General features: G+C 44.2%; 22 protein-coding genes. 5 read left to right on the top strand and 17 right to left on the bottom strand.

The features are described 5' to 3' along the window. Positions 1-24: 24 nt before the first annotated feature. From ACHUE3_RS10250 to ACHUE3_RS10310, 13 genes are all read right to left on the bottom strand, one after another. Entirely contained in the window at positions 25-660 is a 636-nt protein-coding gene (locus ACHUE3_RS10250) for an IncC plasmid conjugative DNA transfer DtrJ family protein (protein WP_029627967.1), read from the bottom strand. After that, entirely contained in the window at positions 647-1,207 is a 561-nt protein-coding gene (locus tag ACHUE3_RS10255) for a conjugative transfer protein (protein WP_394192328.1), read from the bottom strand. The genes ACHUE3_RS10250 and ACHUE3_RS10255 overlap by 14 nt, the downstream gene beginning before the upstream one ends. A gap of 9 nt (positions 1,208-1,216) precedes the next feature. Then, positions 1,217-3,037 (bottom strand): conjugative transfer system coupling protein TraD, encoded by a 1,821-nt coding sequence (traD, locus tag ACHUE3_RS10260; RefSeq protein ID WP_394192329.1) that lies wholly within the window; start codon positions 3,035-3,037, stop codon positions 1,217-1,219. 48 nt (positions 3,038-3,085) lie between these two features. Beyond that, positions 3,086-5,236, bottom strand: coding sequence for a MobH family relaxase (mobH, locus tag ACHUE3_RS10265; RefSeq protein WP_394192330.1), 2,151 nt, complete (start codon positions 5,234-5,236; stop codon positions 3,086-3,088). A gap of 119 nt (positions 5,237-5,355) precedes the next feature. Continuing rightward, positions 5,356-5,829, bottom strand: coding sequence for a hypothetical protein (locus tag ACHUE3_RS10270; RefSeq protein ID WP_394192331.1), 474 nt, complete (start codon positions 5,827-5,829; stop codon positions 5,356-5,358). Then, positions 5,829-6,110: an ECs_2282 family putative zinc-binding protein gene (locus ACHUE3_RS10275; protein WP_161729450.1), complete on the bottom strand. Its 282-nt coding sequence runs from the start codon at positions 6,108-6,110 to the stop codon at positions 5,829-5,831. The genes ACHUE3_RS10270 and ACHUE3_RS10275 overlap by 1 nt, the downstream gene beginning before the upstream one ends. Before the next feature lie 161 nt (positions 6,111-6,271). Continuing rightward, on the bottom strand, positions 6,272-9,349 hold the full coding sequence (locus ACHUE3_RS10280) for a type III restriction-modification system endonuclease (RefSeq protein ID WP_394192332.1): 3,078 nt from the start codon (positions 9,347-9,349) through the stop codon (positions 6,272-6,274). A 10-nt stretch (positions 9,350-9,359) separates the two neighbouring features. Continuing rightward, entirely contained in the window at positions 9,360-11,408 is a 2,049-nt protein-coding gene (locus ACHUE3_RS10285) for a site-specific DNA-methyltransferase (RefSeq protein WP_394192333.1), read from the bottom strand. An 82-nt stretch (positions 11,409-11,490) separates the two neighbouring features. Further along, positions 11,491-12,177, bottom strand: coding sequence for a DUF4391 domain-containing protein (locus ACHUE3_RS10290; protein ID WP_095498767.1), 687 nt, complete (start codon positions 12,175-12,177; stop codon positions 11,491-11,493). Positions 12,178-12,180: 3 nt separating this feature from the next. Beyond that, on the bottom strand, positions 12,181-15,531 hold the full coding sequence (locus ACHUE3_RS10295) for a helicase-related protein (RefSeq protein WP_394192334.1): 3,351 nt from the start codon (positions 15,529-15,531) through the stop codon (positions 12,181-12,183). Between the two features lie 37 nt (positions 15,532-15,568). After that, positions 15,569-16,519, bottom strand: coding sequence for a WYL domain-containing protein (locus ACHUE3_RS10300; RefSeq protein WP_394192335.1), 951 nt, complete (start codon positions 16,517-16,519; stop codon positions 15,569-15,571). A gap of 317 nt (positions 16,520-16,836) precedes the next feature. After that, positions 16,837-17,025: a hypothetical protein gene (locus tag ACHUE3_RS19895; protein WP_463530596.1), complete on the bottom strand. Its 189-nt coding sequence runs from the start codon at positions 17,023-17,025 to the stop codon at positions 16,837-16,839. 183 nt (positions 17,026-17,208) lie between these two features. Next, positions 17,209-18,129: a 3'-5' exonuclease gene (locus ACHUE3_RS10310; RefSeq protein WP_394192337.1), complete on the bottom strand. Its 921-nt coding sequence runs from the start codon at positions 18,127-18,129 to the stop codon at positions 17,209-17,211. Between the two features lie 654 nt (positions 18,130-18,783). Here ACHUE3_RS10310 and umuD point away from each other — a divergent pair. Beyond that, positions 18,784-19,233, top strand: coding sequence for a translesion error-prone DNA polymerase V autoproteolytic subunit (gene umuD / locus ACHUE3_RS10315; protein WP_350654230.1), 450 nt, complete (start codon positions 18,784-18,786; stop codon positions 19,231-19,233). Positions 19,234-19,240: 7 nt separating this feature from the next. After that, entirely contained in the window at positions 19,241-20,509 is a 1,269-nt protein-coding gene (umuC, locus tag ACHUE3_RS10320; RefSeq protein WP_249566368.1) for a translesion error-prone DNA polymerase V subunit UmuC, read from the top strand. A 200-nt stretch (positions 20,510-20,709) separates the two neighbouring features. Here the strand turns inward: umuC and ACHUE3_RS10325 are convergent, their stop codons facing one another. Beyond that, positions 20,710-21,375 (bottom strand): pentapeptide repeat-containing protein, encoded by a 666-nt coding sequence (locus ACHUE3_RS10325; protein ID WP_282156827.1) that lies wholly within the window; start codon positions 21,373-21,375, stop codon positions 20,710-20,712. A 123-nt stretch (positions 21,376-21,498) separates the two neighbouring features. Further along, positions 21,499-21,942 carry a conjugative transfer protein MobI(A/C) gene (gene mobI / locus ACHUE3_RS10330; protein WP_024024504.1) on the bottom strand — a complete coding sequence of 148 codons (444 nt, stop codon included), beginning with the start codon at positions 21,940-21,942 and terminating at the stop codon, positions 21,499-21,501. Between the two features lie 464 nt (positions 21,943-22,406). Here mobI and ACHUE3_RS10335 point away from each other — a divergent pair, with 464 nt between their 5' ends. From ACHUE3_RS10335 to ACHUE3_RS10345, 3 genes are all read left to right on the top strand, one after another. Then, a complete protein-coding gene (locus ACHUE3_RS10335; protein ID WP_394192338.1) occupies positions 22,407-23,381 on the top strand; it encodes a ParM/StbA family protein in 975 nt (324 codons plus the stop codon). Positions 23,382-23,506: 125 nt separating this feature from the next. Further along, complete coding sequence (locus ACHUE3_RS10340; RefSeq protein ID WP_193221733.1) at positions 23,507-23,653, top strand: hypothetical protein; 147 nt, start codon at positions 23,507-23,509, stop codon at positions 23,651-23,653. A 1-nt stretch (position 23,654) separates the two neighbouring features. Then, a complete protein-coding gene (locus tag ACHUE3_RS10345; RefSeq protein ID WP_394192339.1) occupies positions 23,655-24,896 on the top strand; it encodes a tyrosine-type recombinase/integrase in 1,242 nt (413 codons plus the stop codon). Between the two features lie 427 nt (positions 24,897-25,323). Here ACHUE3_RS10345 and ACHUE3_RS10355 read toward each other — a convergent pair whose 3' ends face one another. Next, a complete protein-coding gene (locus tag ACHUE3_RS10355) occupies positions 25,324-26,538 on the bottom strand; it encodes a type II toxin-antitoxin system HipA family toxin (RefSeq protein ID WP_394192340.1) in 1,215 nt (404 codons plus the stop codon). Then, entirely contained in the window at positions 26,531-26,851 is a 321-nt protein-coding gene (locus ACHUE3_RS10360; protein WP_086597896.1) for a helix-turn-helix domain-containing protein, read from the bottom strand. Before ACHUE3_RS10360 ends, ACHUE3_RS10355 begins: the two co-directional genes overlap by 8 nt. Positions 26,852-26,975: the final 124 nt, after the last annotated feature.

Below are 26,975 nucleotides of genomic sequence, written 5' to 3' on the forward strand. Positions count from 1 at the left end.
CTACAAGATGAGGCCTAACTGGCCTCATATCTTCTTCTGCAAGTGACTTAACGCCAACCCCGCCATTAATGCTAAACCGATGATCAGCGACGGTAACACCACCGGTGGAATAGCCAACGGGGCGAACAATCCCATAAACAGCAAGATGACGCCTGAGCCCAGGATAATCATGCTGTAGCGGTGAATGATAGGGCTCGAAAAATCAAAGGTTGTCTTCTTAATCTTCCAGGTCATCAAGCCGTCCCAAAGCGCCGGTAACATGAGAATAAGCGCAAAGGGTAACCAGACCATCAGCAAAGCAAATCGAGTGAACACTTGGTACAGCACATCAAAAAATGCCTGAATACGGTCTTCCACCCAGACAAACCAAAAGCCTCCCATGTTCTCCATCCCTTTAGAACGAAGTCGCTGTTCTTCAGTGGGGATTAGAAAATCACGCACAGATTGCTCCATCTGCGTATCCACAATCCATGACTGATACCAGCCATGGCTAGTTTGACCAATCCAATAGCTTGTTTGAGCTCCCAATTGATTTTGGATCATCTGCTTCTCTTTACTAATGACCCGGCCAGTCCAATCACCGGGCACTAACACGCCAATGGCAATAATCTCTAGCATCAGCGCCAGACAAAGTAGCCAAACCGACTTATGCTTGCTCATGCCAAACATCCTCTTCTACTCGGGCCAGCATGGCTGCAACGGTTGGCGTCATAATCCGGGCTTTAATCACTTGTTGAAGCCGCTTTGTCGTCGTATGACCACTGACATAACGCACCTCGATGCGTCCTTCAGCCAAATACGCCATCCGATTTGGACGATTACGAATCCAGGTGTGGAAATACACACCATCCACGGCGGCCCACTCGAAATGGTCAGGATCACGCAGGCGAATCCCAGTTAAAGCACTGGCAGCAGTCCAGGTAAGCGCCTCAATGAAATGCCACAGGCGTACACTGTCATCATCACAACTGACTTCTTCATAACTGCCCAAGCCATTACACAGACACAAATCAAAGATGGAATGGCCATCTAAAGTGAGCGCATCCGTTAAGTAGTCCGCCAAGCAACACACCGAAGCCAAAGCATGAGGCCAGTCGGTTTCAAGTAGTCTTAAGGTTTCCTTGAACTGGGGGTTATGTTGCTGCCACTGAGCGAGCATTTCTTGACTGGTAAGTGCTGTCATTTTCAGACAAACAGAATGATGCATACAGACTCCTTATGCTGCCTGTGTAGAGCTGGTTAAAATAGGAATGCGACCTTTGATCACACGGCCACCTGAAAGCTTGGCGATGTACTCCAGGTTAGGTAGCTGGCCTAATAACTGCGGTGGAAACATATCGCCTTCTTCCTCCATCAAGCGCTCACCATGATTGCCGGTAAATAACGCGGGGCTGTCCGAGTTGGACGACATACCTTGAGTTTGCATGATGTACTGCAACCGAGTCTTAGGCAGATTGTCGGTAATGTACTGCTGCGTTTCGGCATCCATCACCCGAAGGGCTATCAAGTTGTTGATGTTACCTAACACCTGGCGAGCCTTAGCTTCACTGCCTGTTCGAGCTGCAAAGTCAGCAAATGTCTGAGTAGCAATCACACAACGCATTTTTGCGCCACGACCTTTGTTGAGCAGTTGAATAAAGGGATCGTTGACGACTTCAGCCGCCTCATCGATGAAGATATTTACGGGACGATTTTCAACACCATAGTTATAGCGGTCACCGGCCACGGCGGTGAGATCGGATAAAAGCAACGAACCAATGGCGCTACCAACCATGGCGTCGGTCAATGAATCCAACCCGATATAGGCCACTTGGGCATTGTTGATAATACGGCCAGAATCCGTAATTAACCGGCTGTCATCCACATCGTTTGCAATAGGTGATAGCAATGGACCTAGTTCACTTGATGTGAGCATATTGAGCACCGGCATCAATGAGGCCACCATCTTGGAATAGTGAGTTCTGTCATGCTCAAACATACTCAATAGCCCCTCTAAATCAGTATTGGCGGCAACGGGCTGAATGCGTTCGTAGTAGAAAAGCAGCATCGCCATGGCTTGTTTAGCCAAGGTGTTGGCCTTTTCGGTAAAGCGTTTAATCTCCACACTAAACTTCGGATACACCTGCTCCCCCCAGGCCGTGACGGCTTTTACTACCAAGCCTTCTGGGCCACCTTCCAAGAATCGTCTCAGTGTTTTCAGATCAGGACGTTGTGACGTAAGCAACAGACCTTGCACTATGTTATTCAGTGCCATTTGACCAAAGGCTTTAAATGGATCAGCACCGGTTTCGGATGGGATTAAGGCCGCAATTCGGCTAGCAATTTCAGTACCCCGGTTAAAGTTCCTCAGGGGATTAAGTCGTACTGAATGCTCTGGAAACCCCGGATGAAAATACACAAAGCGCTCAGGACTACCGGCGGCAATACAGGCTCGCTGTGCATTATCCTTAAGTTCTTTGTCTCCCTTGGGGTCAATAATAATCACGGCTTCATTGCGCAAAATGGCCTGAGTGATCATCGTATCAAAGCATCGTGTTTTTCCCGCACCGGTCGTACCGACAATTAAGGTATGCCCCTCAGTGTGACCAACTGGCTGGTACACATCTTCTTCTTTGGGCTCAACACCATGAATCCAGGTCGAACCCATTTGTTTGCCGTGACCTTGGTTAAGCAAGGTTTGCTTATCCCGCTTTAAGATTTCATAAGCGCGTTGAGCATGACGTTGGTCCCACTCAAAGCCATACCCTAACCACAATTCATCAGGATGTTTTGCCATCACTTTTTGCAAATGCGACAGCTCCATAAAAGCCAAAGGTTTGCCTTTTAGTCCCTTCTGCAATTTATAAAGACGGTAAGCCTCAGGGAGGCGATACAACGCCATGCCCGAGGAAATCCCTGTCATCCACCAAAATGGCTCAGGTGGTAACTCTGTCAGCATTTCTGCGGCAATTGCCCCAGTTGCCCCAACCAGCCAACCTGCTGCTGCCATGGCTTCATAGTTCGTGCGCCAAGGCATCTCATATGCGTTTTCTTTCATTCATGCTCCGCAAAATAACCGTTTACAATCCGCTTAACTTCAAATGGATTAACGTTTAGCGTGAGCGGTAAACAGAACCGTTTCCCCCTCATCAAACTGGCATTGGTCACTGGCCGAGATCCCCCGAAGCAGCTGTCCGGCTGGAATGCCATGCTCATTGGCGACTTGGCGTAAGGTTTGAATCGTGACGCGAATACCATCGGCACTATGATCCACGTCTGGGTAATCGCCATCGGTCAGTAAGATGGGCAAATCTTTCACAAAATTAACCATCTGTTGCCGCTGCGCGTGTTTGAGGTCTGTACTTGAGTTCGCATTGGGCGCTATCGGCTTTTGCTTACGCTCAGCTCTTGTGGCGAGCTCTTTTGCTTGGGCACTGGTTGTCTCAGTTCGACTCGGACGCTGTGAAGCCTCTTTGTTCTGAATTGCTGACACCGGTTCTGCGTCTTGATTGGAAAGGTCTATCAGTACAGAAAGCCCTTTAGAAATCGATACCTTCAGCAATAACCCTTGCTCCTGAACGCCATCTTTCGTAGTCACAGTTCTGGCCTTACGCGTCGGGTTTGCGGGATCTAATTCAAGCCAGTCTAATTGACTGAGTTCAGCAAGCAGTTTTCGGGGAGCACACCAAGGTCTTACGGCATCGGGATAGCGGATCAGAAGCTGTTCACCAACCATAACCAACGCACTACTGGCCTCTGGGAGCCATGCCAAAGATTCAGGCAGATTCACTGCTTCTGTATCGTACTGGTTTACGTTATTTGAGATAGCGTCATCATGAGAATTGTTAGGCTTTTCACATCCATCACTTGGAGCATTTTCAGTTGCCTGAAGGTGATTAACATCACTGGCATGACGAAGTTTATCATCTTGGTCGGACGGTTTTGTCGATGGCGACTCAGTCGATTTTCTATGTTCGATTGATGATGACGCTTCAGGCAAGCCTGGCTGCTCACTGGAGCGACTCTGTGGCTCTGCTTGTGTTTGCTGTGTTGCTTCCCACTCAGATTTGCTAAACAGTGTCACACCACTTGGTACATTCGAGCTGAACAATAAATCGGCCTCAGATATATGCAGCATGGGTAACCAGATTGGCTTGTCGTCTTTGATCAGCACTTCAGGGGCAAGGCTTTCATATCGCTCATTTGAGGCGGATTTTGTGGCCAATCCTCGTTCAATGAGGATGTCCGCAAGGGTATCGGGATTTCTTGGAATGCCAGGTATCTTGTCTTTGGCCAATAGCTCAATGATGTCCTTAGCCGCACTTTTCCAAACCAGGTAAAGATGGGTTGATTGATTCGATTTTCGTACCCAGACTCTGGCGTCTCGCTGATTGACCAGCCACTGGGAACTGGCAAGTAATCGCCTCATGGCATCAAGTAGATAGCGTTCGACTGGGACACCAAGGGCATTGTCGTCAACGGAAATTCGTTGAGCTTTCAGGTCTCGCTGGACACTGGTTTGGTCAGCTTCAATAACCAATTTAGCCAGGACATGCTCGGGATCGGTATTGCCAATTGCTTCCAGCATGGCTTGCAAAATCTCTGGGCCCGGCTGGGTTAACCAGGCGAGCAACTCAGGTGTCATCACCCGGTTTAACACCAGAATTGAAAATTGCTCGTGCCGCTTGCACCGTCCATCGCGCCAGCGAATGAAATAGCGTTCAATGCTGTTATTTGTGGTCCACTGAGATAAGGTTTCCAAAAAAGGGTTCCACTGATAGCGTCCATCTTCGTCTGTGATAGACAGGTCTGAAACGGGCTTACCAATATCATGGAACAAACCGCCAAGAGCCGCTGCAACACGCCACCTTGGCTCTAGCTCTTTTTTCTCAACCGGTGTGCCACTGGCAACAAAGATGATCCCTTCAGCTGCTTGTGCCGCCCAGAAAGCAACTTCCAACGAATGACGTAATAAACCACCAGCACCACTGTGATGATGATGCTCAGAAGCTGGCAACAAATGAACATAAGCAGCCAGATGATAAATGCAGGGCTGGATCAGCTTTTGAAAGTCACGCTGGTTAAAGCCAAGTACTTGGCGCAGCTTGGCAATTAGCTCGTCTTGTGTAGACTGCAAATCCTCGGGTGACGCAGCTGGCAACCCCTTCAGGAATGGCGGGTAGCGTGGAATTTCTGCATCCAGTTGCGATGAAAGCTCTGGTAGTGCTTTGATTTGAAAAAATAGGTTTTTGAACATAGTGAACCTCCGACACGATAGTGTGAAGGTTCTTTAGCAACTGAAGATGTTAGATAGCCGAAAGAAATATGCATTTATCTGTAGTTGTTTTCGTTCTAGTGAGAAAACCGACAGTTACATTACAGTGTGGGGTAAGACAGCTTTTCATTGTAAGACTGGGCATCATCTTCCCAAACTAACCGAACAACATGCTTTCGTTTCGTTTGCATATGAACAGCGGCTATTAGCTCAACGGCTTGATACTTTTCGAGGCTTTCCATCGGAAATTTGCCAGTCACTTCTGATTCAATAACTAAATCGTTACCTTCAGGGAACTCAATTCTGACGTTTCTTGCAGTAGCAGCTCCTTTATTCCAAACCTTAAGCCGATACTTACTGCTGCCAAGTTTTATAATTGATGCACCAAGGTCAGCTTGCTTTCCTTTCAGAGCATCTTCATTTTCTTTTTCCAAGAGAATGGTGTTTAGCTTTTCTTGGCTTTCGACAAGTGACTTCTGCCTCTTATTAAAGCTGACCGTTTGCCATGTTGCGTAGCCAGATAAAAGGAAAGCTAACCCAGCTATCACATCACCTGCATCAATAGTTACTGGCATTACCTAATCCTTATATTCTTGCTACCAGAAAAAGCCTTTTTCAAAGATTTACGTAGTTCGTCTTGAACGTCTTTTAAAACTTCTTCCTTGATTTCAGAAAGGTGCTCATCAATATTTTCGCTATTCTCTTGAATAAGCTCATCTTTATTGAACTCTCGGCCACAAGATGCACAAGTCATTACTTGTATTGTTTCATCGCAACCGTCTTCATAGGAAAAGTCTGAACAGCCACAAGTCGGGCAAAGCAAGCTTATACTTCTATTGTATTTTTCAGGATTCATGCAATTACTCCGTCATGTCAACAACCATACTTAAAATATAACCGCATGAGTGAGCGACATTTAGACTCAATCTGCTGACTCAATTTTCCAATTATTGTTATGTAACTAAAAGTGAGCTGTCAGCCAGATGAACTGACAGCCCGATATAAAAACAGAAACAACTAACCGCTTACGACTTCCATCAATTTCGAGTAACTCGTTACAACATCATATTTGACGTTTTCACTCGTTATCTCTGCATTAATTTTTTCAAAGAATTTCCTAGCACATTCAATCTTGCGATCTTCTATGCCACGCAATTCAAGCGACGACATCGTTCCTTTAGTCTCTGCAATAAAGTAAATGTGTTTAACACTTCCTTCTTTGAAAGAAATCGCCCAATCAGGGTTGTAGTCGCCAACAGGCGTCGGTATCAGAAAACCACGAGGCAGTTTTGCATAAACCACAACTTCTTTGCTTGTATCAAGCTCGGTAACAAAGTCTCGTTCAATGCCTTGTGAATCAACGACAACATAATCATAAATATGCTTATTAACGCCACTAACTGCTTTTGTCATATCAGTGATTTTTTGCTCTGCCGTGAATATATCAACATCATAAGATTCGTTCGTTGGATCGTATGTTAGCTTCTCGATAATTACAGATGCCTTTTGCTCTTTCACAAGACGTGAAGCCTCAGCGAGAAAATGCTCAGGATTCTGCTTAAATTGCGCAAATACAACAGGTTCTATACCCATCAGAATTTCAGCGACTGTTTTGCGAGTCAGTACACAATTTTCAGCCAACTTACCAACCAAGTCATAACGAACAGCAGAATGAATACTCGATTGGTGAGTTTCAGTCTCGGTGTTTTTCACCTTGAAACTTTGTCCAGCTTTAAGTTGTTCATCGGTAATGCCATCCAATTGAACACCATCTTGAATGGTGTATTGAAGAGGCGTTACCTTAAGTTCTTTATTGAGTACCCGAATACAATTTTTAATCAACTCAGATGAATCAAAATCAACCTTATAAACCGCTTTGCGATTGATTTTGTGCCAAAGCTCCTGAAACTCTTTTTTATCAAAATTAGCATTCAAAGGATTGTTTTTAGGTTTACGATCATCACCAACACCTGGCAATTGCGCTTCACTATAAACACCATCTATCAGAGTCAATATTTGCTCTCTATAAGGCTCTAACTCAATAGGCATTGGCGCTAACTGTCCACTAGCCTTAGCCTGGTGGAATGATGGCGCAATTGAATCGTCAGCTTCATTGGTATAATCATTTTTAAGCAAATACTTATAAATTTGCTTAGCCATGACAGGTGTTACTTCTACCGGTCCATCAGCAGTTGTAATTGTCTTACCCGTAAAATAAGCTTCATCTGCTTTTCTAGGTCTCGCTGAAAGAGACTCGCTGATCTCTTTTTGCAGATTCGTGACAAAGTCTTTATAGCTTTCACTTGCAATCACCGACAAAACATTAATTTCATGCACAGTTGCCGGATGGTCTTGTCTGTCACCATGTTTATTGACGGCCAGACGTAAACCACGCCCAACTTCTTGACGACGAGAGATAGTGTTGTCGCTGTGTTTTAACATACACATGACAAATACGTTTGGATTATCCCACCCCTCGCGCAAAGCCGAGTGTGAAAAGATAAATCGAGTAGGCTCTTCAAACGAGAGTAACTTTTCCTTATCTTTTAAAATCAAATCATAGGCATCTACATCGTCTGATAGGCCGGCATCTTCACCACGGACTTTAAAGCCGGGGTTCTGAAGACGATTTGATTTCTTATCAATTGAGAAGTAACCATTATGCGTTCTAGAGCCTTCAATGGCCGATAGATAGGCTTTATAGGCATCAGTCTGCTCACTTGGCAAAAGGGACAACTCATCAATATACTCCTGTACAAGCAAGGAATACTCTTCTTCAAAGACGCGAGCATAATCACCTTTTTCATCGGCTTGAGAGTAGTCTCTATATTTTGCTACTTCGTCAATAAAAAAGAGAGAGAGAACCTTTATACCCTGGTTAAAAAGTGTTTTTTCTTTTTCAAGGTGCGCTTTAATTGTCTCGCGGATCTGTATTCGGCGAATGGTCTCTTCGGTCACGTCTCCCGTGGCATCGCCCGCGGTTAACACATGGCCATTTTTGAATTCAACCGTGTCGTTAATCGCGTTGACATCAGTAACCACAAAGTCACGGTACTGGTCCAGACCATTGCTAAGATCAAAAAGATTATCGCCCTTAGTGACCTTCTTGGGTATTCGCTTGATGCCATTTTGCTGTTTAACTTCGATCTCAATGCGAGCCACTGGCATTTTTTTCGAGATCTCGATGGATTCCAAATATAGATAGGCTGTCGTTCCCGCCAAGCCTTTTACTGAAATACCACGAACGGAAATTTTCTTAACCAGCTTATTGTTATAAGCGTCAAGCGCATCCAGGCGATGCACTTTATTATGTGTTGTCTTATGCGTGGCCGAATATCGAAGTACCATCAGTGGTTTGAATTTGGCTAAGGCATCTAATGTCTTCTTACCTTCCATCTTCTGCGGCTCATCCAAAATCAGGATTGGACGGTTTGCACTAATAACATCAATAGGACGCCTAGACTGGAAGTCATCCAACTCTTCATAAATACGTCGATTGTCTTTTCCTGACGCATTAAAGGCTTGAATATTAATGACCATGACATTGATGCCACTATCAGAAGAAAAACTCTCTAACTGGTGCAATTGTTTCGAGTTATAGATAAAGAACCGAGCCTTTTTACCGTCGTAATTCTGAGCAAAATGCTCACCTGTGATTTGCAGCGACTTGTAAACACCTTCACGAATGGCGATGCTAGGCACAACTATAATAAATTTGCTCCAGCCATAGCGCTTATTCATCTCAAAGATGGTTTTGATGTAGCAATATGTCTTACCAGTACCGGTTTCCATTTCAACATCGAGATTAATCTTAGAGCTAGCATTGCTGACTAACGCTTCTGAAACCGGGAGATTCTGTCTACTTTGCACACCATGAATATTTTGCAATAACTGCGATTCAGTGATCGCGAGTTCAGCATTTTTAAAACCGTCTTGGTCGCTCATATCCCAGCCAGCATTACCAAATTTATCTTTGGCAACACCAGGGTCGATTCGGTAGGTTACGCCGGAGGTATTAGGTTGCCCCGCAAAGCAGTCAACAACCGATTCAACGGCAACAGTTTGATAAGGTTGGACTTTGAACTTTAACTTCATGCTCCCCCCCTTATATCGCTTTAACTTCAGTATGCGGCGACACTTGCTTGAAAATCTGCTCAGCATTGATTTTTACTGCATCAGACTCAAAGCCGTCATCACGGAACACTACGCGAAGTGGTTCTTTTATGGCTAACTCTTTAATCAAAGCTTCATTTATACGCAGATCAAAACAGGCCACCAACGCATCATCATCGACAAAGAATACCGATTTACCTTGAATCGTTTCTTTTCTAATTGGCAAGGTTAAATCGACGCCCCAATCAAGCAGTACCTGGAAGAGTAAATCCTCATCAGTGCGGTCTGGTTTAATATTATCTACCAATAAGTCTAACGAACCCTGAGTAACTTGATCTGGCGAGTAGTACACATCTGCCATATTGGAAGTATCAACTTTAAGCACTCGGAAGCCAACGTCTTTATTCCAGTCTTGGTGGCACTCGCCCTCTAATATTTTGGTGCCAGCTCGGCGAATGCGTTCTTTAGAAACTTCGGTCAAGTAGTGTTCTTTGGATAAAGATTTGCAGATTGAAATCGCACTTTTGATTACTTTCTTCTCTATAGGAGATGATACCCTCTCAAGAGACTCATCTAGATCTTCTGGCAATTGAACCATTATGAACTTTCGATTTTTACCGTCTTGTGAATTTAACCGCATTAAAGCATCAGCAGTTGAAGAAGAACCTGCAAAAAAATCAAGCACAGTAAAATCATCGCCATCAAGTAAAGATATTAGCATTTTAATAAAACCAATATTCTTTGGCGCGGAAAAAGGTGAATTATCCAGCTCAAATAGAGACTTAATATATGTACCAGCACCTGTGGTGGTTAACTCCATACTGAATTGACATTTCTTTCCATCAATAATCGCTTCATATTTTTTATTGACTAATTGGCTTTTTATTCTGATCGTGTCATTGAAATTTTTTTCATATATTTTTTCACCAGAGAAACTTAATGACTTTTTAGCGTGCAGTTCTTTTAGTTTGCTTTCAGTATAAGTATTTTCAACTAAAACACCCTTATTATGAGAAAAATATTTTATATAGCCTTCTTTTAGCAAGGAGTCATCCCTTTCATCAATTGTCTCTTTTCTTGTTACAAGATCACCGTCCTTATCTCGGTAGTATACTGAATAGTTTTTATCTGAATCATTATTATCCACTGCATTATTAAAGGAGTTCTCCCCGACAATAACTCTCTTGCCACTGGCATGAACATATTTACCATCCTCATCCAAAACCATATCTGATGACTTTTTAGGTACATTTTCTAAAAAGTAAGATTGATTTTTATCTTTTGCGTAAATCACACAATACTCAGAACTTACAGAAATGAAAGATGAGTTTTTTCTTCCCTTTGGATTATTTTCTACAGAAAGAACACCAATAAAATTATACTCTCCAAAAACCTCATCACAGACTTTTCTAAGATTAGCCAACTCATTATCATCTATACTGATGAATATTACTCCATCAGTAGTCATTAAATTTCTAGATAACTTCAACCTAGGATAAATCATAGTAATCCAATCAGAGTGAAACCTTCCATTTGATTCAGAGTTAGAAACTAAACGATTCCCCTGCTCATCTTTTTGATTTGAGCTTACTAAAAAATCATTTGAATTCACTGAGAAATCGTCATCATAAATAAAATCATTGCCTGTATTGTATGGCGGATCAATATAGATCATCTTAACCTTGCCCAAATAGGTTTCTTGCAACATTTTTAGCGCATCAAGGTTATCACCTTCAATAAAGAGGTTTTCAGTGGTGTCGAAATTGACACTTTCTTCTCGAAAAGGTCTTAAGGTCTTGGCAATAGGTGCATTCGCTGTTAGTAGTGCTTCTCGCTTACCGGGCCAGTTCAGCTGATAGCGCTCTTGCGGGCCTTCAACGATTGAATTTGATAGCTCTTGTTTAAGTTGGTCAAAGTCAATGGCTAACTTTAGCTCTCCGTCAGCCCCTTTTGATTCCGTCACGCAGTTTGGAAACAACGCCTGAATTTTCTCTATGTTTTGTTGCGTCATGTCGGGGCTGTGCATCTTTAATTTATCCATGTGTTTTACCTTTTGCGTGATGCCTTGCATAAAAAGCATGTGGCACTATTTAACTGATTAAAATTGTTTATCTGTATATTCTTTATGCGAGTAACTCTTCAAGCTCGCACCTTAAATTCTTTAACTGCTTATTGAGCTCAACCTTTCGGTTAAACTGTTTCTCAGCATGAACCTTCTTCCTATACTGCGAGATTTGCTTTTCCAATGTCTGAATTGCCACCAGGCGTTCAATGACCTCTTCAATGCTCTCAGCGGTTCGTTTGGGTATGGGTAACAAACGAGTAAGAAGCTTTTGATACAGCTCCGCCATATCGATTGCAGTTGGTAAACCCAATACTTCAGAAGTTACTGTTGATGCATTACCTAAATAGAACGACTCTGAGCACAAATATCGGCTACAAACCCATTTGGCCTGATCGTTCTCTGCCTTTCGCTTATAGCAAGCGGCGTAGTGGCCTTGCTCACCACTAGCACCCCATACCTCAAATAGAATGGGAAAAGGTATGGCCAAATCAATCGCTTTAAGTACGCTGTCGTCTATCGAGTCACCTTTAAGCTTCACACTGAAAACCTGTATTTCACTGATCTCACCAGTTTGAGGAATATTCAGTGTGTTGGGCGATAGCTTGTAAGCCCAAAGGATTTGCTCTACTTGCTCTACAAAAAGTGACTTCAATCCAGCGCTTGCCGCACTGTGTTCGTATATTTTGTTCTTTGGCACGACTCGACCGAACTTTGCTTTGTCAGGAAATATCCAAGGTGAGTTCATAGATTAGCTAACCTCACCCTGGGCACTGTTTTCCATCAGCTGCTTTTGCTGGATCACAATAAATGCAAGCAATTCAAAGTCATCAAGCCCGGCAAATGTATTCACTAACGCCGAGGTAGCGCCACCACTGAACAAACTATCAATATCTTTTTCTTCCTTAACTTCAACCATGCTTTTTATGGCATCTGTTAGAAGGTGAGAGTAACGCTGCATATCTCGACCGTCTTGTGTTAGGCGATTAAATAACGCACAAATCTCACTGAGCGGCTCTGTTTGCCCTTTACAGCTACTGCGGATTAAATCTAATAGTCTCTTTACCTCAAAATGATTAGCGACGATGTGCCCCTCATTCGATACATAGACAAGGTAATAAGGGTGGAGCCTGTTTTGCAGATCTCTATCGATACTGTTATTGACGTTTTTCAGCGCAAACACCACGCCAGGCAATAACCCTAATTCAGGCTTAGCTTCAACCACCGCATGCATGCCACTTGGTGCGTTTCTTGGTTCGCCGTAGAGTTTCATTAAATTAAGTAGGTCCATTCGAAATTCGTTTAGACCTAGATCGGTGATAGAAACCCCCGTTTTTAAATCTTCAAGCTCGATGACTTCTTCTTGTAGTTTCTTTAACTGCTCTTTGCGGTACGACACATCATTCGCTTGACTACTTAGAACGTTATCATCACCAGTCGCTGTCACGTCAACAATCGTCATTCGACTTTCAACACGTTCTTTTAAGTTGATGTACTCATCCAGCGATATATCAGGCCAGTAGTTAACTAACTGAATACATTTATTCGGCGAGCCAATACGGTCAACACGCCCAAAGCGCTGAACAATCCGAACTGGATTCCAATGAATATCAAAGTTAATTAAGTAATCGCAGTCCTGTAAGTTCTGCCCTTCAGAGATACAGTCTGTAGCAATCAACAAATCGATTTCAGCGAGTTCGTCAGGTAATACACTAGCTTTCGATTTGGAAACTGGAGAAAACAAGGTGAGCACTTCTTGTGTGTCATAGCTCTTGGTACGATGAGAGTCTTTTCGTCCGGTTTTTAAGGTGGTCTTAGGTAAACTGGCACCACCAGTGATCATCGCAGTATGGATTCTATGCTCACTTAACATCGCAGGTGACAACTGCTCGTACAGATATTGAGCGGTGTCAGCAAACGCCGTGAACACGATGATTTTCCTGTTTCCAGGATTTATCGGATTATATATTTTTGCAGCAATATGTGATTTCAGATGCTGCAACTTAGCATCTTCTTCTGGCTTAATTTTGCTAACAGAATCTAGTAACCCTTTGATCAGCTCCAAATCGCCATCTAAATCCTGCTGCCAGGATGGAAGATCCATATCCATCAGCTTGATTTTGATCTTGTTGCCGATTTCCATATCGTGATAAGAAGGCATATCGTCTTCATCTGCTTCAATAGACTCAAGCGCTTCAACGAGACTGCTCACTTCGGTTTGCCCGTCTCGCTTATAAAATTCGTCGATAATGCCAAGAACACGAACATGGTTATCATGGAGAGATTGCAAGGTACTTCTGAACGAGTATACGGAGCTCTCAAGACGCTTTAGAAGGTTCGTTGTCATCAATGCAACCAAGCTTTTTTCACGGTCGCTTTGCTTTAACTTACCTTTTCCGCCTTCAACTTGCGTGTCATACATTTCCTCGTATTTCTTCAATCTACTCGGGAGGATATAACTCACTGGCGCATAAACAGATAGCTTGAGTAGCTTAAGCTGTTCAAAGATCTCATTCAGGCTTACTACATCCGAACGAGTAGTAAGCGGACAATGAAACGAGATTGGCTTGTTACGTTCAGGGAAATGGCCAATATCTGTTGTGTCATAGAAAGTTGTGATGTGCTTTCGTGAGCGAGCGATAGTGACGCTATCAAGCAGTTCAAAAAAGTCAAAATCCAAGGCATCGAGTATGGCTTTAGCTGTTCGTGTCTCTGGATCTAGTTTGGACCAAGCGTTAAATGCAGCTTGTGCTTGGTTGAATATCTGCTCTACGCTTTTTGTGGTTTTAAGATGCTTTGTGAGATTGCTCGACTCACCTTCATAAGCTAGCGCAAGCTGGTTTCTTAGGTCAGTAAATCTGTTATTCACTGGTGTAGCTGATAGCATCAGGACTTTGGTTTTCACGCCAGCGCGAATAACTTTATTCATCAGTTTCTGATATCGAGTTTCTCGATCTTTCACTGCATCGTTATTTCTAAAGTTATGCGACTCATCAATGACGACCAGGTCATAGTTACCCCAGTTGATTCTATTCAACGGAGTACCGAAGGATTCGCCAGAGGTTCGGCTCAAATCTGTGTGACACAAAACATCGTAACTAAAACGGTCTTTAGCAAAGATATTTGTTTTTAGGTTTCGATTAAAGTTGAGCCAGTTATCCGCTAACTTTTTCGGACATAGAAGCAGCACTGATTTGTTTCTGAGCTCGTAATACTTGATGACAGCTAACGCTGTAAATGTTTTACCAAGACCAACACTATCAGCCAGAATGCAGCCGTTATAGGTCTCTAACTTATTGATGATCCCGGTCGCAGCATCTTTTTGATAGTTAAATAACTTGTTCCAAATCAAGGTGTCCTGATAGCCGGTTCGATCATTTGGTAATACATCCTCTGTAATATCATCAAGGAATTCATTAAAAATGTTATACAAAATAATGAAATAGACTTTTTCAGGCGAGTTTTCCTGGTAGACAGACTCTATATGCTCGCAAATTGTTTTAGTAACATCTTGAAGCTTCGCAGGGTCTTTCCAAATTTGGTCGAATAACTGTAAGTACTGCGCTGTGAAATTTGGCTCATCGATTTTTTGCACAAAATTCGAAATAGCATTGCCTCGCTGATACCCCAAATCAACCGCTGTAAAACCGCTAACCGGAGCAAAAACTGCACTTATTGCCTCTGCTTGCTGTCTAGATGCTTCCGTCACAACAAACGACTGCATTGGAGAATCAGTTTTGTTTGATTTGAATGTCGCTTTCTTTCTGATCCAGTTTGCACACTCTTTAGCGATCGCTTTTTGAGTGAGCTTATTCTTTAACTGTATTTCAAAGTCAGTTCCGTAAAGGCTGCGTTCACGACCAGCTTTGGGGATAAAGAACTCTCGTTTTTCTTTTTTGAATTTATCGGTAACTTCATCCGCGACAAAAGTAGGTGATGTGAAGATGAACTCAAGTGAGTCTATCTTCGCTAACTCCTTTTTGAGAGCCTCATACGCATAAATAGAAAAGCAAGACGCAGCAATCTTTAACTTTGTATTCGGTGTCAGCGTCTGTTGAAGCTCGTCACCTAATAGGTTGTTAAGGTTATCGATTATTTTCATCAAAATTTATTCCCTGCGCCAAGTTCGTTTTTGTGCATTAGTTACCAAGTTCTTTTTCAATCCCTGGAGCTAGCATGATGTTTTTAACTCCATAAAGTGTTGCTCTGTTCTTTAAGTACAATTGAGCTCCACCATCTTGGAGTGTGGCGTTGGTAGAACAATCCACATTCCACTGTCTGAGTAAGTAGCCTGCCGATGCCGCTCTAATCTCAACCTTTAGAACGCCGCCCGCCATGCCATAATCCAGTTCAATCGCTTCGCTGTGCTCTATGCGTGGGTGTGGCACTAACTCTAGCTCTACAAAGCGATTCCATTGCCGGTCTTGGGATTCGAGCTCACTTTCTTTAACAATAGAGGGCGACAAAGTGGAATCTTCAAGCACAACCGCTGCTTTAATGCGGGTCAATACAAAGTCTCTGAATTCACCATGCTTGCGGTCAAAACCACGAACATGCCAACGCAGACCATTGTCCACCAGCGTATGCGGCACGATTTCACGGGTTGTTTCACCACTCGATAACGACACATAGGTGATACTCAAGGCTTTGCCTTTGTGAATGGCTTCGGTGACTTTCGCTACTATCGATAAACTCGGTTTGTTAAGGTGATAAGGAGCTTCACAAGCAAGAGGTGGTTTTACCTTTCCAGTAAAGCCATCTCCGTACCCTTGGCTAATCGTCGCCAGCGTTCTCACAACGTCATAGTCGAACAAGGGCTCAAAAGCTTCACCACGCTTATGCAATTTGAGCTTTTGGTCATACTCAATATTGCCTGGTGCAAGCTCTCGGTACATTGTGAAGTCTTTCGTTGCTTGTGCGGCCGCTATGCTGAAGCGATCGACTAAATCCGCCCGCACCGCTTCGCCCTTAAACAATAAGGTGAAATCGATGTGGGCAATGCGATCCCTGGTTGCTTGTGGCAACTGCGCTAACTGCGAAAGCCTATCTGGCTTCGTCACTACCGTTTGTTTCAGACCATCATTTGTCATGCGTCTTTTTTATCCAATTCAACCAGATTCTTAAAACTCTGTTTATAAAGTACGGTCAGACATCGCGTAATCACATTGAATAGTGTCACTCAATGCTGCTCTTTATCCGCAATGACTTAGCAATCTCTACCGGTTGAAGCTGGACAGATGGCCATAAAACACTGAATAGGCTTCAACCTAATTAATTTTATTAGGTATCATCCTATCACAAATTATTTTGTAGGAAAGACTAAGCGGCAACTTTTTGATCTGGATTGCAATTGCCGCTCAGGTATCGGTGTGAAGACCTTGTTTGGTGCCATCGATGATAGCCGCTATCAATGCGCTACCCGAACCAGTGGCACCACGATGTTACCGTGATGCGATGCACCTTTGTCCGACTCTGTAGACATCAGGACTCGTTGCTCACTCTCCCGAACGCGCCTAGCAACTTCTGCCTGGGCTGGTAGCAATGGCAGCATCCCTTCAGCAATCGCGTCTGGGGCAGACTCTTGGCCACAGGACATCAAATGCTTCCATGGATCTTTAAGAAAGCGCTCGAACGTGATGCCAAATTCAATGATGCGGGCAGAGACGAAGATTTCGCCCCAGTATTCAATGTAGGTGTCTTGGTACATGGAAAGATTCCTCTTGTTGGTTAAACCATGAGTTCACTTTCCATTTTCCAGAGGTTTTCAAATATGCAAGGCTTACCTTATAGAGAGCCACAAAGCTTTAAATCGATTGCGGGCATCTTTGTAGTCATAGTGGGCATGTTCTGAGCCACGATGATACAAATCATCCAGGTAAGTTTGTTCCTGCGGCAACTCGTCTTCGCTGATTTCGCGCCACCAATGTTTGTTGGCACCTTTAACACCGTCATGCCAGCGGTAACCGCGCTCTTTTAAATAGTCCTTTACGTCAAACGGCGCACCGAACGCACGAACTAACACAGTTCGCCTGTCTGCTTCAGACAACAAGCTTGCAACGGACTCGGGCAACAAATGGAACAACCAGGCCATCGCCAAACAATCGGTTGCAGCTCGGTGTCCCTCATAGAACCAACCTAAGCGAAGCAGCAGGTACTCAAGTTTCCGACTTTCAAAGCCCAGTGCTTTCCAATCTATGCCGCTAGCTGAACAGGCCCAAGATAGATGGCCTAATGCGGCAAACCGCTTTTCAAAGAAAGGACGATCAAACTGCGCATTGTGTGCAACCACCAGCGGATCATCGGATAACCAACTCGCAACCAGTGAATCATCAATGTGCTGGCCTTGCACCATATCATCGGTGATACCGGTTAACTCGGTAATCAGCTCGGGGATTGGCTTGCCGCGATCTTCATACAAGCTGATCACATCAACAATCGACACAATCCGCTTAGCTGAGGGGCTGTAAAGCACCTTAACGATACCAAGCTCAATAATGGACTCATCATCGGCAGACAGTCCGGTTGTCTCTGTATCGAGCAGCACCATTGGCTGTTCATCACCGACCATAGGAGAAAGTTCAAGTGGCCAGGCCTGCGGCTCACGCGTTAAAGGAATCCGTTCCAGCAATCTAAAATCTTCTGGTCTATCTGGGATATCCGCGAGGCGCTCTAGCGGAAATGGCGCAGGGGCTCTTGTCATTGATGGTTCCTCTTCAATTCTATTATTCGCTTTGGGTTATTTCACTGTGCCCTGTTCGTTTATAAACGCGTTTGTACAAAATGCACCTTGGATACTTCAGCGTTTTTTTAATCTTTCTACTGGGTGAACCCATGTATGAAGGCTTTAGCTAAGCCTTTCAGAAAGCCTTAGCTAAACCGTTTGGGTAACCCTTACCGATACCCTTTACGTATGGCTTAGCCAACCCCTTTTCAAACGGTTGAAAAAGGCTTGAACTGAGTTCGACTGAGCATTTTAATGATGCTCCTGACTTCGCTTTAAGCCTGTAAATTCAATACGAAGCAGAATTTTACTAACTTTTTTTAAACCCTTTGCAAAGGGTTCAACAAGCCTTGTTTGACGGTTACTTGACCCATGCGTTAACCAGTAGCAGTAACAGGATCAGTAACAGAAACAAGAGCAGTAGGCAGAAGCAGTATTGTCCAAGCCTTGCAGGCTTTGACGAGGGCAAGCTATCCCCACATCTAGTTTTTCAACACAAAAAATAAATCACCGACAACACAGCGTCTTACTCGAACAATATCAGTTTTACCTACAATTTTACTTGTAGAAATCAGCATAGCATTAGATACTGTATAAACAAACAGTATTAATTATGATTTTTCGAGGTTCGTCATGAGTGTCTCACTGATAGGCCGTAGCGGCGCACTTGCCTTCATCAAAGCCAAGCGCCTTCGTATTCCATTGTTCATGGAACGTGTTTCTGCTGGTTTTCCCTCACCAGCGCAGGATTATGTTGAGCAAACGCTCGACCTTAACGAGCTTTGCATCAAGCGACCGGCTGCAACGTTCTTTGTGCGTGTTGAAGGTGATTCAATGATTGATGCCGGGATTCACCCAGATGATATTTTGGTGGTTGATCGCTCTATCCAAGCCGAACACGGTGATATTGTCATTGCTGGTATTCATGGTGAACTCACGGTAAAGGAGCTTCAACTAAGGCCGTGCGTCAAGCTGCTCCCAAGAAACCAGGCGTATGAGCCCATTCATATTCCTGAAGGGACCGAGTTAGAGATATTTGGTGTGGTCACCAATGTGGTGCGAAACATGCGCCGCAAGTCGTGACTATCCCATGCCTGTATTTGCCTTGGTGGACTGCAACAACTTTTACGCCAGTTGTGAGAAGCTGTTTCGTCCTGATTTAAAAGATACGCCGGTTGTGGTGCTGTCCAACAACGACGGCTGCGTGGTTGCACGGTCGCGTGAAGCTAAGTTACTCGGTATAAAAATGGGCGTACCCGTCTTTCAGATCAAAGCTGAAATGCAGCGCCATGGTATTTTGGCATTCTCGTCCAACTATGCGCTGTACGCAGATTTGAGCAGTCGAGTGATGCGCACTTTGGAAGAGATGGCACCACGAGTAGAGGTTTACTCCATTGACGAAGCGTTTTTGGACTTAACCGGTATTGAGTCGGCCATATCTCTTGTCGAGTTCGGACAACAAGTGCGAGAGCGCATAGGCCACTGGATTGGGATCACCGTCTGTGTAGGCATTGCACCGACTAAAACACTCGCCAAACTGGCCAACCATGCCGCCAAGAAATACCCCGCCACTCAAGGAGTTGTAGATCTAACTAATCCAGATCGGCAACGTCGATTGCTCGCATTAGTCCCGGTTGATGATGTTTGGGGCGTTGGTAGACGGCTTTCTAAGCGTTTAAATGCGTTGGGTATCACCACAGCCTTAGACCTAGCCAATGCCTCTCCTAGAGCCATCAGAGACCAGTTTTCGGTGGTTTTAGAAAGAACCGTCAGAGAGCTCAATGGTGAGTCGTGCATTGAACTAGAAGAGATCCCGCCAACTAAGAAGCAAATCGTCTGTAGCCGTTCATTTGGCGTAAAAGTAACGCAATTTGAATTGTTACGTGAGGCCGTATGCGAATACGCAACCCGCGCCACTGAGAAGCTTCGCAAAGAACAGCAGCAAGCCAAAGTGCTGACTGTGTTCATACGAACCAGCCCCTTTAAGGACAACGAGCCGCAGTACAGCAATTCCGCATCGGGCGAGTTGTTGATACCCAGTTGTGATACTAGGGATTTTATCGAGCTGGCCAATCACTTACTCAAGCGGATTTGGAAGGATGGTTTTCGTTATGCCAAAGCGGGCGTCATGCTGTCTGACTTTTACGATCCAGGCATGTTTCAACCAGGACTATTCGATGACGTATCAACCCGCTCTAATAGCCAGCAGCTAATGTCTGTATTGGACACCATTAACCAAAGTGGTGCCGGAAAGGTTTTCTTTGCTGGACAAGGTACGAAGAAAGATTGGTCGATGAAGCGAGAGCATTTATCTCCCGCTTATACAACACGCTGGGACCAGTTACCGCGAGTGAAATAATGAAATAAATGTAAATTAACCACACAGCTAGACATAGAAAGGAGCTTTACTAAAAGTTTATAGGCACAAAGAACAAAAAATGCTGTCACTGTCATAAAATCCAACACCATAGGCATCACCTCCACTAACGTTTTAACGACTTCAACTTTCAACCCGCATCGGTCCGTAGACTGGTATCCGTCCGTTATCGTAGGTATTTTCTATGTTGCTGTGGGCCGGGTAATGTCTAAGCTATCAGGATTTCCAACCCTCCGCAAGAATGCCGAAATATAACTCAATGTATAGAAATCGGACTCTAGTGTGTTTAGCTTAGACAAGTTATTGATTAGGTAGTTAACTCCGAATTCATCAAGCAAAAAATCCAGTGCAATTGTATTTACTTTGCCGCCCTTCCTATGAAGCACCCCGGATTTTCTTATACAAGAATTCTCTCTCAAAACATCAACAATACTCATTAAATCAGAAGGATACTGAGCACCATCAGGAAAACTGTTATATACCTTGCTGTTTTGAAACTGCTTACATACATGAGTGTTAGTACTTAAAATATAACAATCAACAAATTCGACACCATGTAACTGCATACGCTCAAAGGAAGTTGAAATCAATATGCATCTTTCAAACTTAAGGCCGTCATGTGTACACTTTTTAAAATGAGTTCCCTGTAACAAACAGTTTTCAAATCTCACATTATTGAGATTGCAATATTTGAACTTTGCACCAACCAGAGATGTATTTTTGAAATGTGACCCGCTGAATACAGAGCTAAAACTCGAAGTTTTATTGAAGTTTTTGTTGTAAAATTTTGCGTGTTCTGCCTGCTTTTGCACATAACTATATCGATTACTTTTTTTGTTCCTTGCCATAACTCTTCCTGTTAAGCCTAAATTTTCAAACAACTATACAACAGGAGAACCTAGTCTCCTTGATTTTTAAGGAAATCATATACGCCATTTCTGTTTTTTTGCTGCTTTAGAAAATCAAATACGTCAATATGCATTGACTCTTCGACGAAGCATGTTGAGCTTATCAACCTGGCGTCGAACATCACTGAAGAATTCTTCTTTCTCCATGGCCAGCGCTAGCTCCCATTCTTTGGCCAAACCTTGGCAGTCCAAAAATGAGTATCTCAGCTTCGTCTTTGAGATACGCAGTCCTTTACTAAAGACTACACGCTTGCCTCGTTGACCGTGAAAGCTGTTGATATACCATTCTATGCCAAAGCCATACTTAAAGTCTCTGATACGGACACCAAGCAGCCCCCAGTCTTTAAAGGGCTCATTTTCACGAACCTTGTAATGGGTAACCCAAAAGTCATCAACTTCAGCTCGTGCCAGCGCTTTTAGCCTGTCTGTTTCTTGCTGCAATAAATTTGATACTTCTGATTTCCATTGTTCATTGACGATTTCTACCAAACCAATTTCCCCATCCAATTAACCCCAAAAGCCAAAACCACTATCCGTTTGGCTTTTGGGTCGAAACGCCAAACGTAAAACTGCCGTAACAATCACTGTTTGGCGTCTCGATATAAATCAACTCGCGCAATCCCATACCTGACAAGGGATACAGGCTGAATTCACTTAAAAACACCTAAAAAGACGTATTGCCATGAAAATACAAACCGTTTGGCAAGTTCAGGCCAGAATGCAAACGACGTTTGGCGTCTCGATTTTTTTGGCTAGGTTATCCGCCGCCAAACAGAGCCTATTCTCATACTTTTGCGAAAATGCAATAGGCAGATAGATGAAAGGATTTGTCACCTTTCTGCCCACCGCCAGTGCACCGAATCCTGATAATGACATTTGAGTGAACCGCCAGAGCACTTGGACATACCCAAGCGTGACCAGTGCGGTTGATTGAAAACCGTTAGAGCACTTTGAGTGCACAGGAGATAAGTATGTTTGTACTAGGCGTAGATATCGGTTACTCAAACCTGAAGCTGGCAATTGGCCAATCAGGCAGTGAACCGAAAACCATTATTCTGCCTGCGGGTGCCGGTCCTGCGGATCGTATGCCGGAGCGTATCGGTGGAGGCGATGATGAAACTTGTTTGTATGTGTCTGTCGATAATGAGCGTTGGGCGGCAGGTGTGCCTGCTGGACGCCTTCAAGGCTGGGAGCGAGAGCTTCACCCGGAGTATCCCACCACAAAAACCTATAAGGCGCTTTTTCATGCCGCCTTGTTAATGGCTGAAACTGACTCCATCGATTTGGTTGTCACTGGATTACCGGTTTCCCAGTTTCATGAACCACAACGTAAGTCTGACCTTGTGAAGCGTTTAAAAGGTGTTCATCAAGTGACGCCTAAGCGCAGCATCACTGTTCATGACGTCAAAGTGCTGCCGCAGCCTGCCGGTGCCTACATGGATCTGGTTCAAACAGGTGGTGATTTGGGCTTGATTGAAGAAGGTCGCGTCGTCGTCATCGATCCCGGCTTCTTTTCTGTTGACTGGGTTGCCCTTGAGGCCGGAGAAATTCGCTACAGCTCATCAGGAACCAGTCTTCAGGCAATGTCAGTGCTACTGGAAACAATCGATAAGCTGATTTCAGAAGATCACGGTGCCAAAGTCGGAATGGATCGACTTGAAAAAGCCATGAGAACCGGCGACTTACAGGTCCTGCTATTTGGAGAAAAAGTCGATATTTCACCTTATCTGAATGCTGCCATGAAAAAGGTAGCGCCTGTTGCGCTTACAGCCATGCGTCAATCTATGCGCGACGAAAGCATTAATGCGGACTTGGTATTGATCGCCGGAGGTGGAGCCTTGGCTTATAAGGAAGCGGCCAAGGAGATTTTTTCACGAAGCAAGATCATCGTGCCTGAGCAGTCTGTTTTGGCGAACGTCCGAGGCTTCTGGTTTTATGGGGCCTGATTATGAGAGTTGTCGTCAACATTCCCCCAGGGAGCCACCCAGAACTACTCAAAGAATTGGAAAAGACGCCGCCACGGGAACGCGCTGAGCGTCTGCGGATGCTGGCCACCTTTGGGTTAATTCACATGAGCCAACCCAATCTATCCACGGCATCTGTACCGGTGGATGGCCATGCTCCAGAAGTTGAAATTACTTCTGTGAGTACAGCGCCAGAACCCAAAGCAGAATCACGTAAACAATCATTAAAATCAAAACTAGGGCTGGGCTTATAACATGGCGTTATCAGTTAGCTGGCTCGATGCCAGGTTAAATAAAGAAGCAAAAGAAACCGTAGTAAAAGCCGACCGAGATGGGCTAAGTGCTCGGGTATCGCCCAAGGGCAAAATTGTTTTTCAGTTTCGTTATCGCTTCGATGGCAAGCAACAGCGGGTAGACATAGGTACTTACCCACTTATGAAGCTTGCTGAAGCTAGGAATGAGCTGGATAGGTTAAGGGCTGTACTTGATCAGGGCAGAAATCCCAAGCTCTACCTACAGCAGGAACGGGCTAAGTATTCTGCCAACCAAAGTTTCGAATCGATTTTTCGAGACTGGATAGACTCTGCCGGTAAGCAAGGGCTAAAGGAGAAAACGTGGCACTTCCAAAAACGCAGCAGTGAAATATATTTGCTGCCCCGACTTGGCAAGTACCCATTAACTGACATCAATGAATTGTCCTTAAGAAACTGTCTTCGTGAGGTTTCGGAATCGTCTCCGTCAAACACAGAGCGCCTAGTGTCTGTACTGCATAAGTTCTATGACTGGCTGATTGATGAACAGATCTTAGAAATTAACGCTGCTGCTGGGATCACAGCAAAAAAGGTTGGCGGTAAGAAAGGCAAACGAACTCGGGTGCTAAATGACAACGAGATCAGGGTACTTTGGCGCTATTTGCACGAGTCAAAAATCACTGAGAAGAATCGCATCTACATAAAACTGCTTCTGCTATTGGGCGGTCGCAAGGGCGAACTCATTCAAGCTGAAAAGCATCACTTTGACTTGCAATCTGCAATGTGGACAGTGCCCATAGAGATCCGCAAACAAGGTGAGAAAATTGGAGCGCCGATCATGCGGCCATTGATAAGGCCTGCTATTGAGCTGATTGAACTAGCGATGCAGATGAGCAAATCAACTTACTTGTTTCCCGCGAACGGACAAGAAGAGCTTGCCACAAATGGCTTTGATACCACTATTCCTAACAATGTGAAAATCTGGGCTCGCAGGTCGCTTGGTATTGAGATGGAACACTGGTCTATGCATGATCTTCGCAGAACGATGCGAACGCGAATGTCTGCCATCACGACGCAAGAAGTTGCCGAGTTGATGATTGGCCACAGCAAAAAAGGGTTGGATGCTATCTACAACCAATATCAGTACCTGGATGAAATGCGTCATGCTTACGACGTTTGGTATCAACAGCTAGAGACCATCATCGAGCCGACAGGCTTTTCATTCAACTGGCGTTTCGGACAATAAAATAAAAGAAAGAGGCTCAATCCTCTTTCTTCTCATACTCTTCTAGGTCTTCAATGTGCCACAACTTGTTTCGTGTATTTCGGTTGATACGAGGTTGCGGCAAGCTGCCATCTTTTATTCTTCGCCAGAGCGTCGTATAGCTAATGTGGTAACGAGCCATCACTTCGTAAGATGTTAGAAAAGGGGTTACCTGGTGCGCTACTGCTGTCATCTGCATTCTCCTGAAAATCAATGTAAAGCTATCATCGCCTGATTCATCACTTGTTGATGGTCAGAAAGATGCATGATTTGTTCAGAAGATCAGCCTTATCATGACACCGGTATCATTGTGCAGTTTACCAAATTTCCAGTTTACGGCGAAAAGCGCCGTAAAATCGCATTAAGTTAAACCATCTTTATCGATATGCACGCTCTAGCTACTAGGAATTCAGCGTAGCGGTATACTTCGTAAGTGCATTTCGATGGCTTCAATCACTGACTTAGTGAGGGGTAAATGCGCTTTTTCTTTCGCCCATACCTCATGGAAGCCTGCTACAGTTTGCTTTGCAGTATCTAACACCAATTTTTCTGGCAACATGGCTTTAGCCGCTAAGTGTGATAACTCATCCAGCGTGAAATCGCTGAATCTCTTGCTACGGCTCACCTTCAGCGATGCACTATCATCGGGGATATAAGGAATGGTTGAAACAAAGTCATAAGCAGGCGCAATCGATGCGGTGCGCTTATCTTTGTAGATCACAGACCAATTCTTCAAATGCATATCAGCATTACCAATTAGAGTATTGAACACCAATCGGCGAGTAAATTCAGCAATGTCTTCGTCTTGCCCTTCAATACCGATAACATGAGCAATATTGCGCATACTGGCTTTTTTGTATTTATCTTGAGGATAAACACCAAACACTTGCGCAAAGTCCTCAATGTGAACAGCTTGACCATCTGCACGGTCAAAACGCTTAATCACAAACGCACTGTCACCAAATTTGCCAATGCCATTGGGGATATTAGCAATCCGATTAATGGGGAGTAGCTGCGTTTCTGGCACGTCCATTCCCAACATTCGAGCCAGTTCCATCATCGAATATTCATTTTCTGGCACAGCTTCAAATCGAGACGACGGCAATTTTACAATCCAAGAACCACCTTGACCGGTTGCTGGGATCGTCAAACCGCCATTTGCCTGCTGCACAGCTGAAAACTTCAATTGAACTCCCGCTAATGAAAAACGCATTGGCCCATCTGTTTTCGTTTCATCTTCTATGTCTTGATGCACATTAGGTGGTAAGGCTTCACCATCCGCAGGCTCAACCGTGATCGCGCCTGCCAAATCCTGTCCCAGCACCCACAATAGAAAAAACTCCCGCGCTGGATTAACACCGGCACGCTCTGCCAGGTAATTTCGCATGGTTTCTTCTGGCAAAAGGTTAGAGAAAAACGGGGTTAACTTGGTTTGGGTCGGTTTGAAGCTAGTCAGCAAGCCACCTAGCGAATCTTTAAAGCCAAGCCCTAACACAGGCCGTGATTCGTCATTAATGTACGAATCCATAAAGGCAAAAAGTGTTCTGTCATTGCCCACGTTGGTGATCGTTGCAATGGGTTTACCGTAAAGCAAAACGTTGAGCGTAGAGACATGGTTAGTCATCGTCGTCTTCCTCTAACTGATATGCGGGCGACATTGGCTCACCCTCGTCACTGATGCCGTTAATACCTTGTCCACTTCGAATGATCGACTTGATGGCAGGTACAGATTTTTTAGGCGCAACCAATAGCTCTAGGTCTAGTACACGGGCAAGAGCAATCAAACTGGATACTCTTAAATCAACACCGCCAGACTCGATTCTGGATATATGGCTTTGCGGCACACCCGAACGCGCGCTCAGCTCTCTTTGACTAAAACCTTTACGTACCCGAGCTTCTCGAAGGCTTTCTAGTATCTGCTCTGTTACATAGCTCATTTCGATACACCTTAATACATCACTTAAGAATAATTATATACAAAAACATATCACGGTAACTCAAATAACACAAATTCGATTAGCCATTACATATCAAAAGCCATGAACTGATACATAATTACAT

It is taken from the genome of Pseudoalteromonas atlantica, assembly GCF_043641955.1.
Taxonomy (GTDB): Bacteria; Pseudomonadota; Gammaproteobacteria; order Enterobacterales; family Alteromonadaceae; genus Pseudoalteromonas; species Pseudoalteromonas atlantica_A.

Coding starts and splice junctions, on each gene's coding strand:
- ACHUE3_RS10255 (WP_394192328.1), bottom strand. CDS start 1,207: ATGCATCATTCTGTTTGTCTGAAAATGACAGCACTTACCAGTCAAGAA.
- ACHUE3_RS10280 (WP_394192332.1), bottom strand. CDS start 9,349: ATGAAGTTAAAGTTCAAAGTCCAACCTTATCAAACTGTTGCCGTTGAA.
- umuC (WP_249566368.1), top strand. CDS start 19,241: ATGCCTGTATTTGCCTTGGTGGACTGCAACAACTTTTACGCCAGTTGT.
- umuD (WP_350654230.1), top strand. CDS start 18,784: ATGAGTGTCTCACTGATAGGCCGTAGCGGCGCACTTGCCTTCATCAAA.
- ACHUE3_RS10295 (WP_394192334.1), bottom strand. CDS start 15,531: ATGAAAATAATCGATAACCTTAACAACCTATTAGGTGACGAGCTTCAA.
- ACHUE3_RS10285 (WP_394192333.1), bottom strand. CDS start 11,408: ATGGATAAATTAAAGATGCACAGCCCCGACATGACGCAACAAAACATA.
- ACHUE3_RS10300 (WP_394192335.1), bottom strand. CDS start 16,519: ATGACAAATGATGGTCTGAAACAAACGGTAGTGACGAAGCCAGATAGG.
- ACHUE3_RS10340 (WP_193221733.1), top strand. CDS start 23,507: ATGAGCCAACCCAATCTATCCACGGCATCTGTACCGGTGGATGGCCAT.
- ACHUE3_RS10250 (WP_029627967.1), bottom strand. CDS start 660: ATGAGCAAGCATAAGTCGGTTTGGCTACTTTGTCTGGCGCTGATGCTA.
- ACHUE3_RS10335 (WP_394192338.1), top strand. CDS start 22,407: ATGTTTGTACTAGGCGTAGATATCGGTTACTCAAACCTGAAGCTGGCA.
- ACHUE3_RS10310 (WP_394192337.1), bottom strand. CDS start 18,129: ATGACAAGAGCCCCTGCGCCATTTCCGCTAGAGCGCCTCGCGGATATC.
- mobH (WP_394192330.1), bottom strand. CDS start 5,236: ATGTTCAAAAACCTATTTTTTCAAATCAAAGCACTACCAGAGCTTTCA.
- ACHUE3_RS10345 (WP_394192339.1), top strand. CDS start 23,655: ATGGCGTTATCAGTTAGCTGGCTCGATGCCAGGTTAAATAAAGAAGCA.
- ACHUE3_RS10270 (WP_394192331.1), bottom strand. CDS start 5,829: ATGCCAGTAACTATTGATGCAGGTGATGTGATAGCTGGGTTAGCTTTC.
- ACHUE3_RS19895 (WP_463530596.1), bottom strand. CDS start 17,025: ATGTCCTGTGGCCAAGAGTCTGCCCCAGACGCGATTGCTGAAGGGATG.
- ACHUE3_RS10355 (WP_394192340.1), bottom strand. CDS start 26,538: ATGACTAACCATGTCTCTACGCTCAACGTTTTGCTTTACGGTAAACCC.
- ACHUE3_RS10360 (WP_086597896.1), bottom strand. CDS start 26,851: ATGAGCTATGTAACAGAGCAGATACTAGAAAGCCTTCGAGAAGCTCGG.
- ACHUE3_RS10275 (WP_161729450.1), bottom strand. CDS start 6,110: ATGAATCCTGAAAAATACAATAGAAGTATAAGCTTGCTTTGCCCGACT.
- traD (WP_394192329.1), bottom strand. CDS start 3,037: ATGAAAGAAAACGCATATGAGATGCCTTGGCGCACGAACTATGAAGCC.
- ACHUE3_RS10325 (WP_282156827.1), bottom strand. CDS start 21,375: ATGGCAAGGAACAAAAAAAGTAATCGATATAGTTATGTGCAAAAGCAG.
- ACHUE3_RS10290 (WP_095498767.1), bottom strand. CDS start 12,177: ATGAACTCACCTTGGATATTTCCTGACAAAGCAAAGTTCGGTCGAGTC.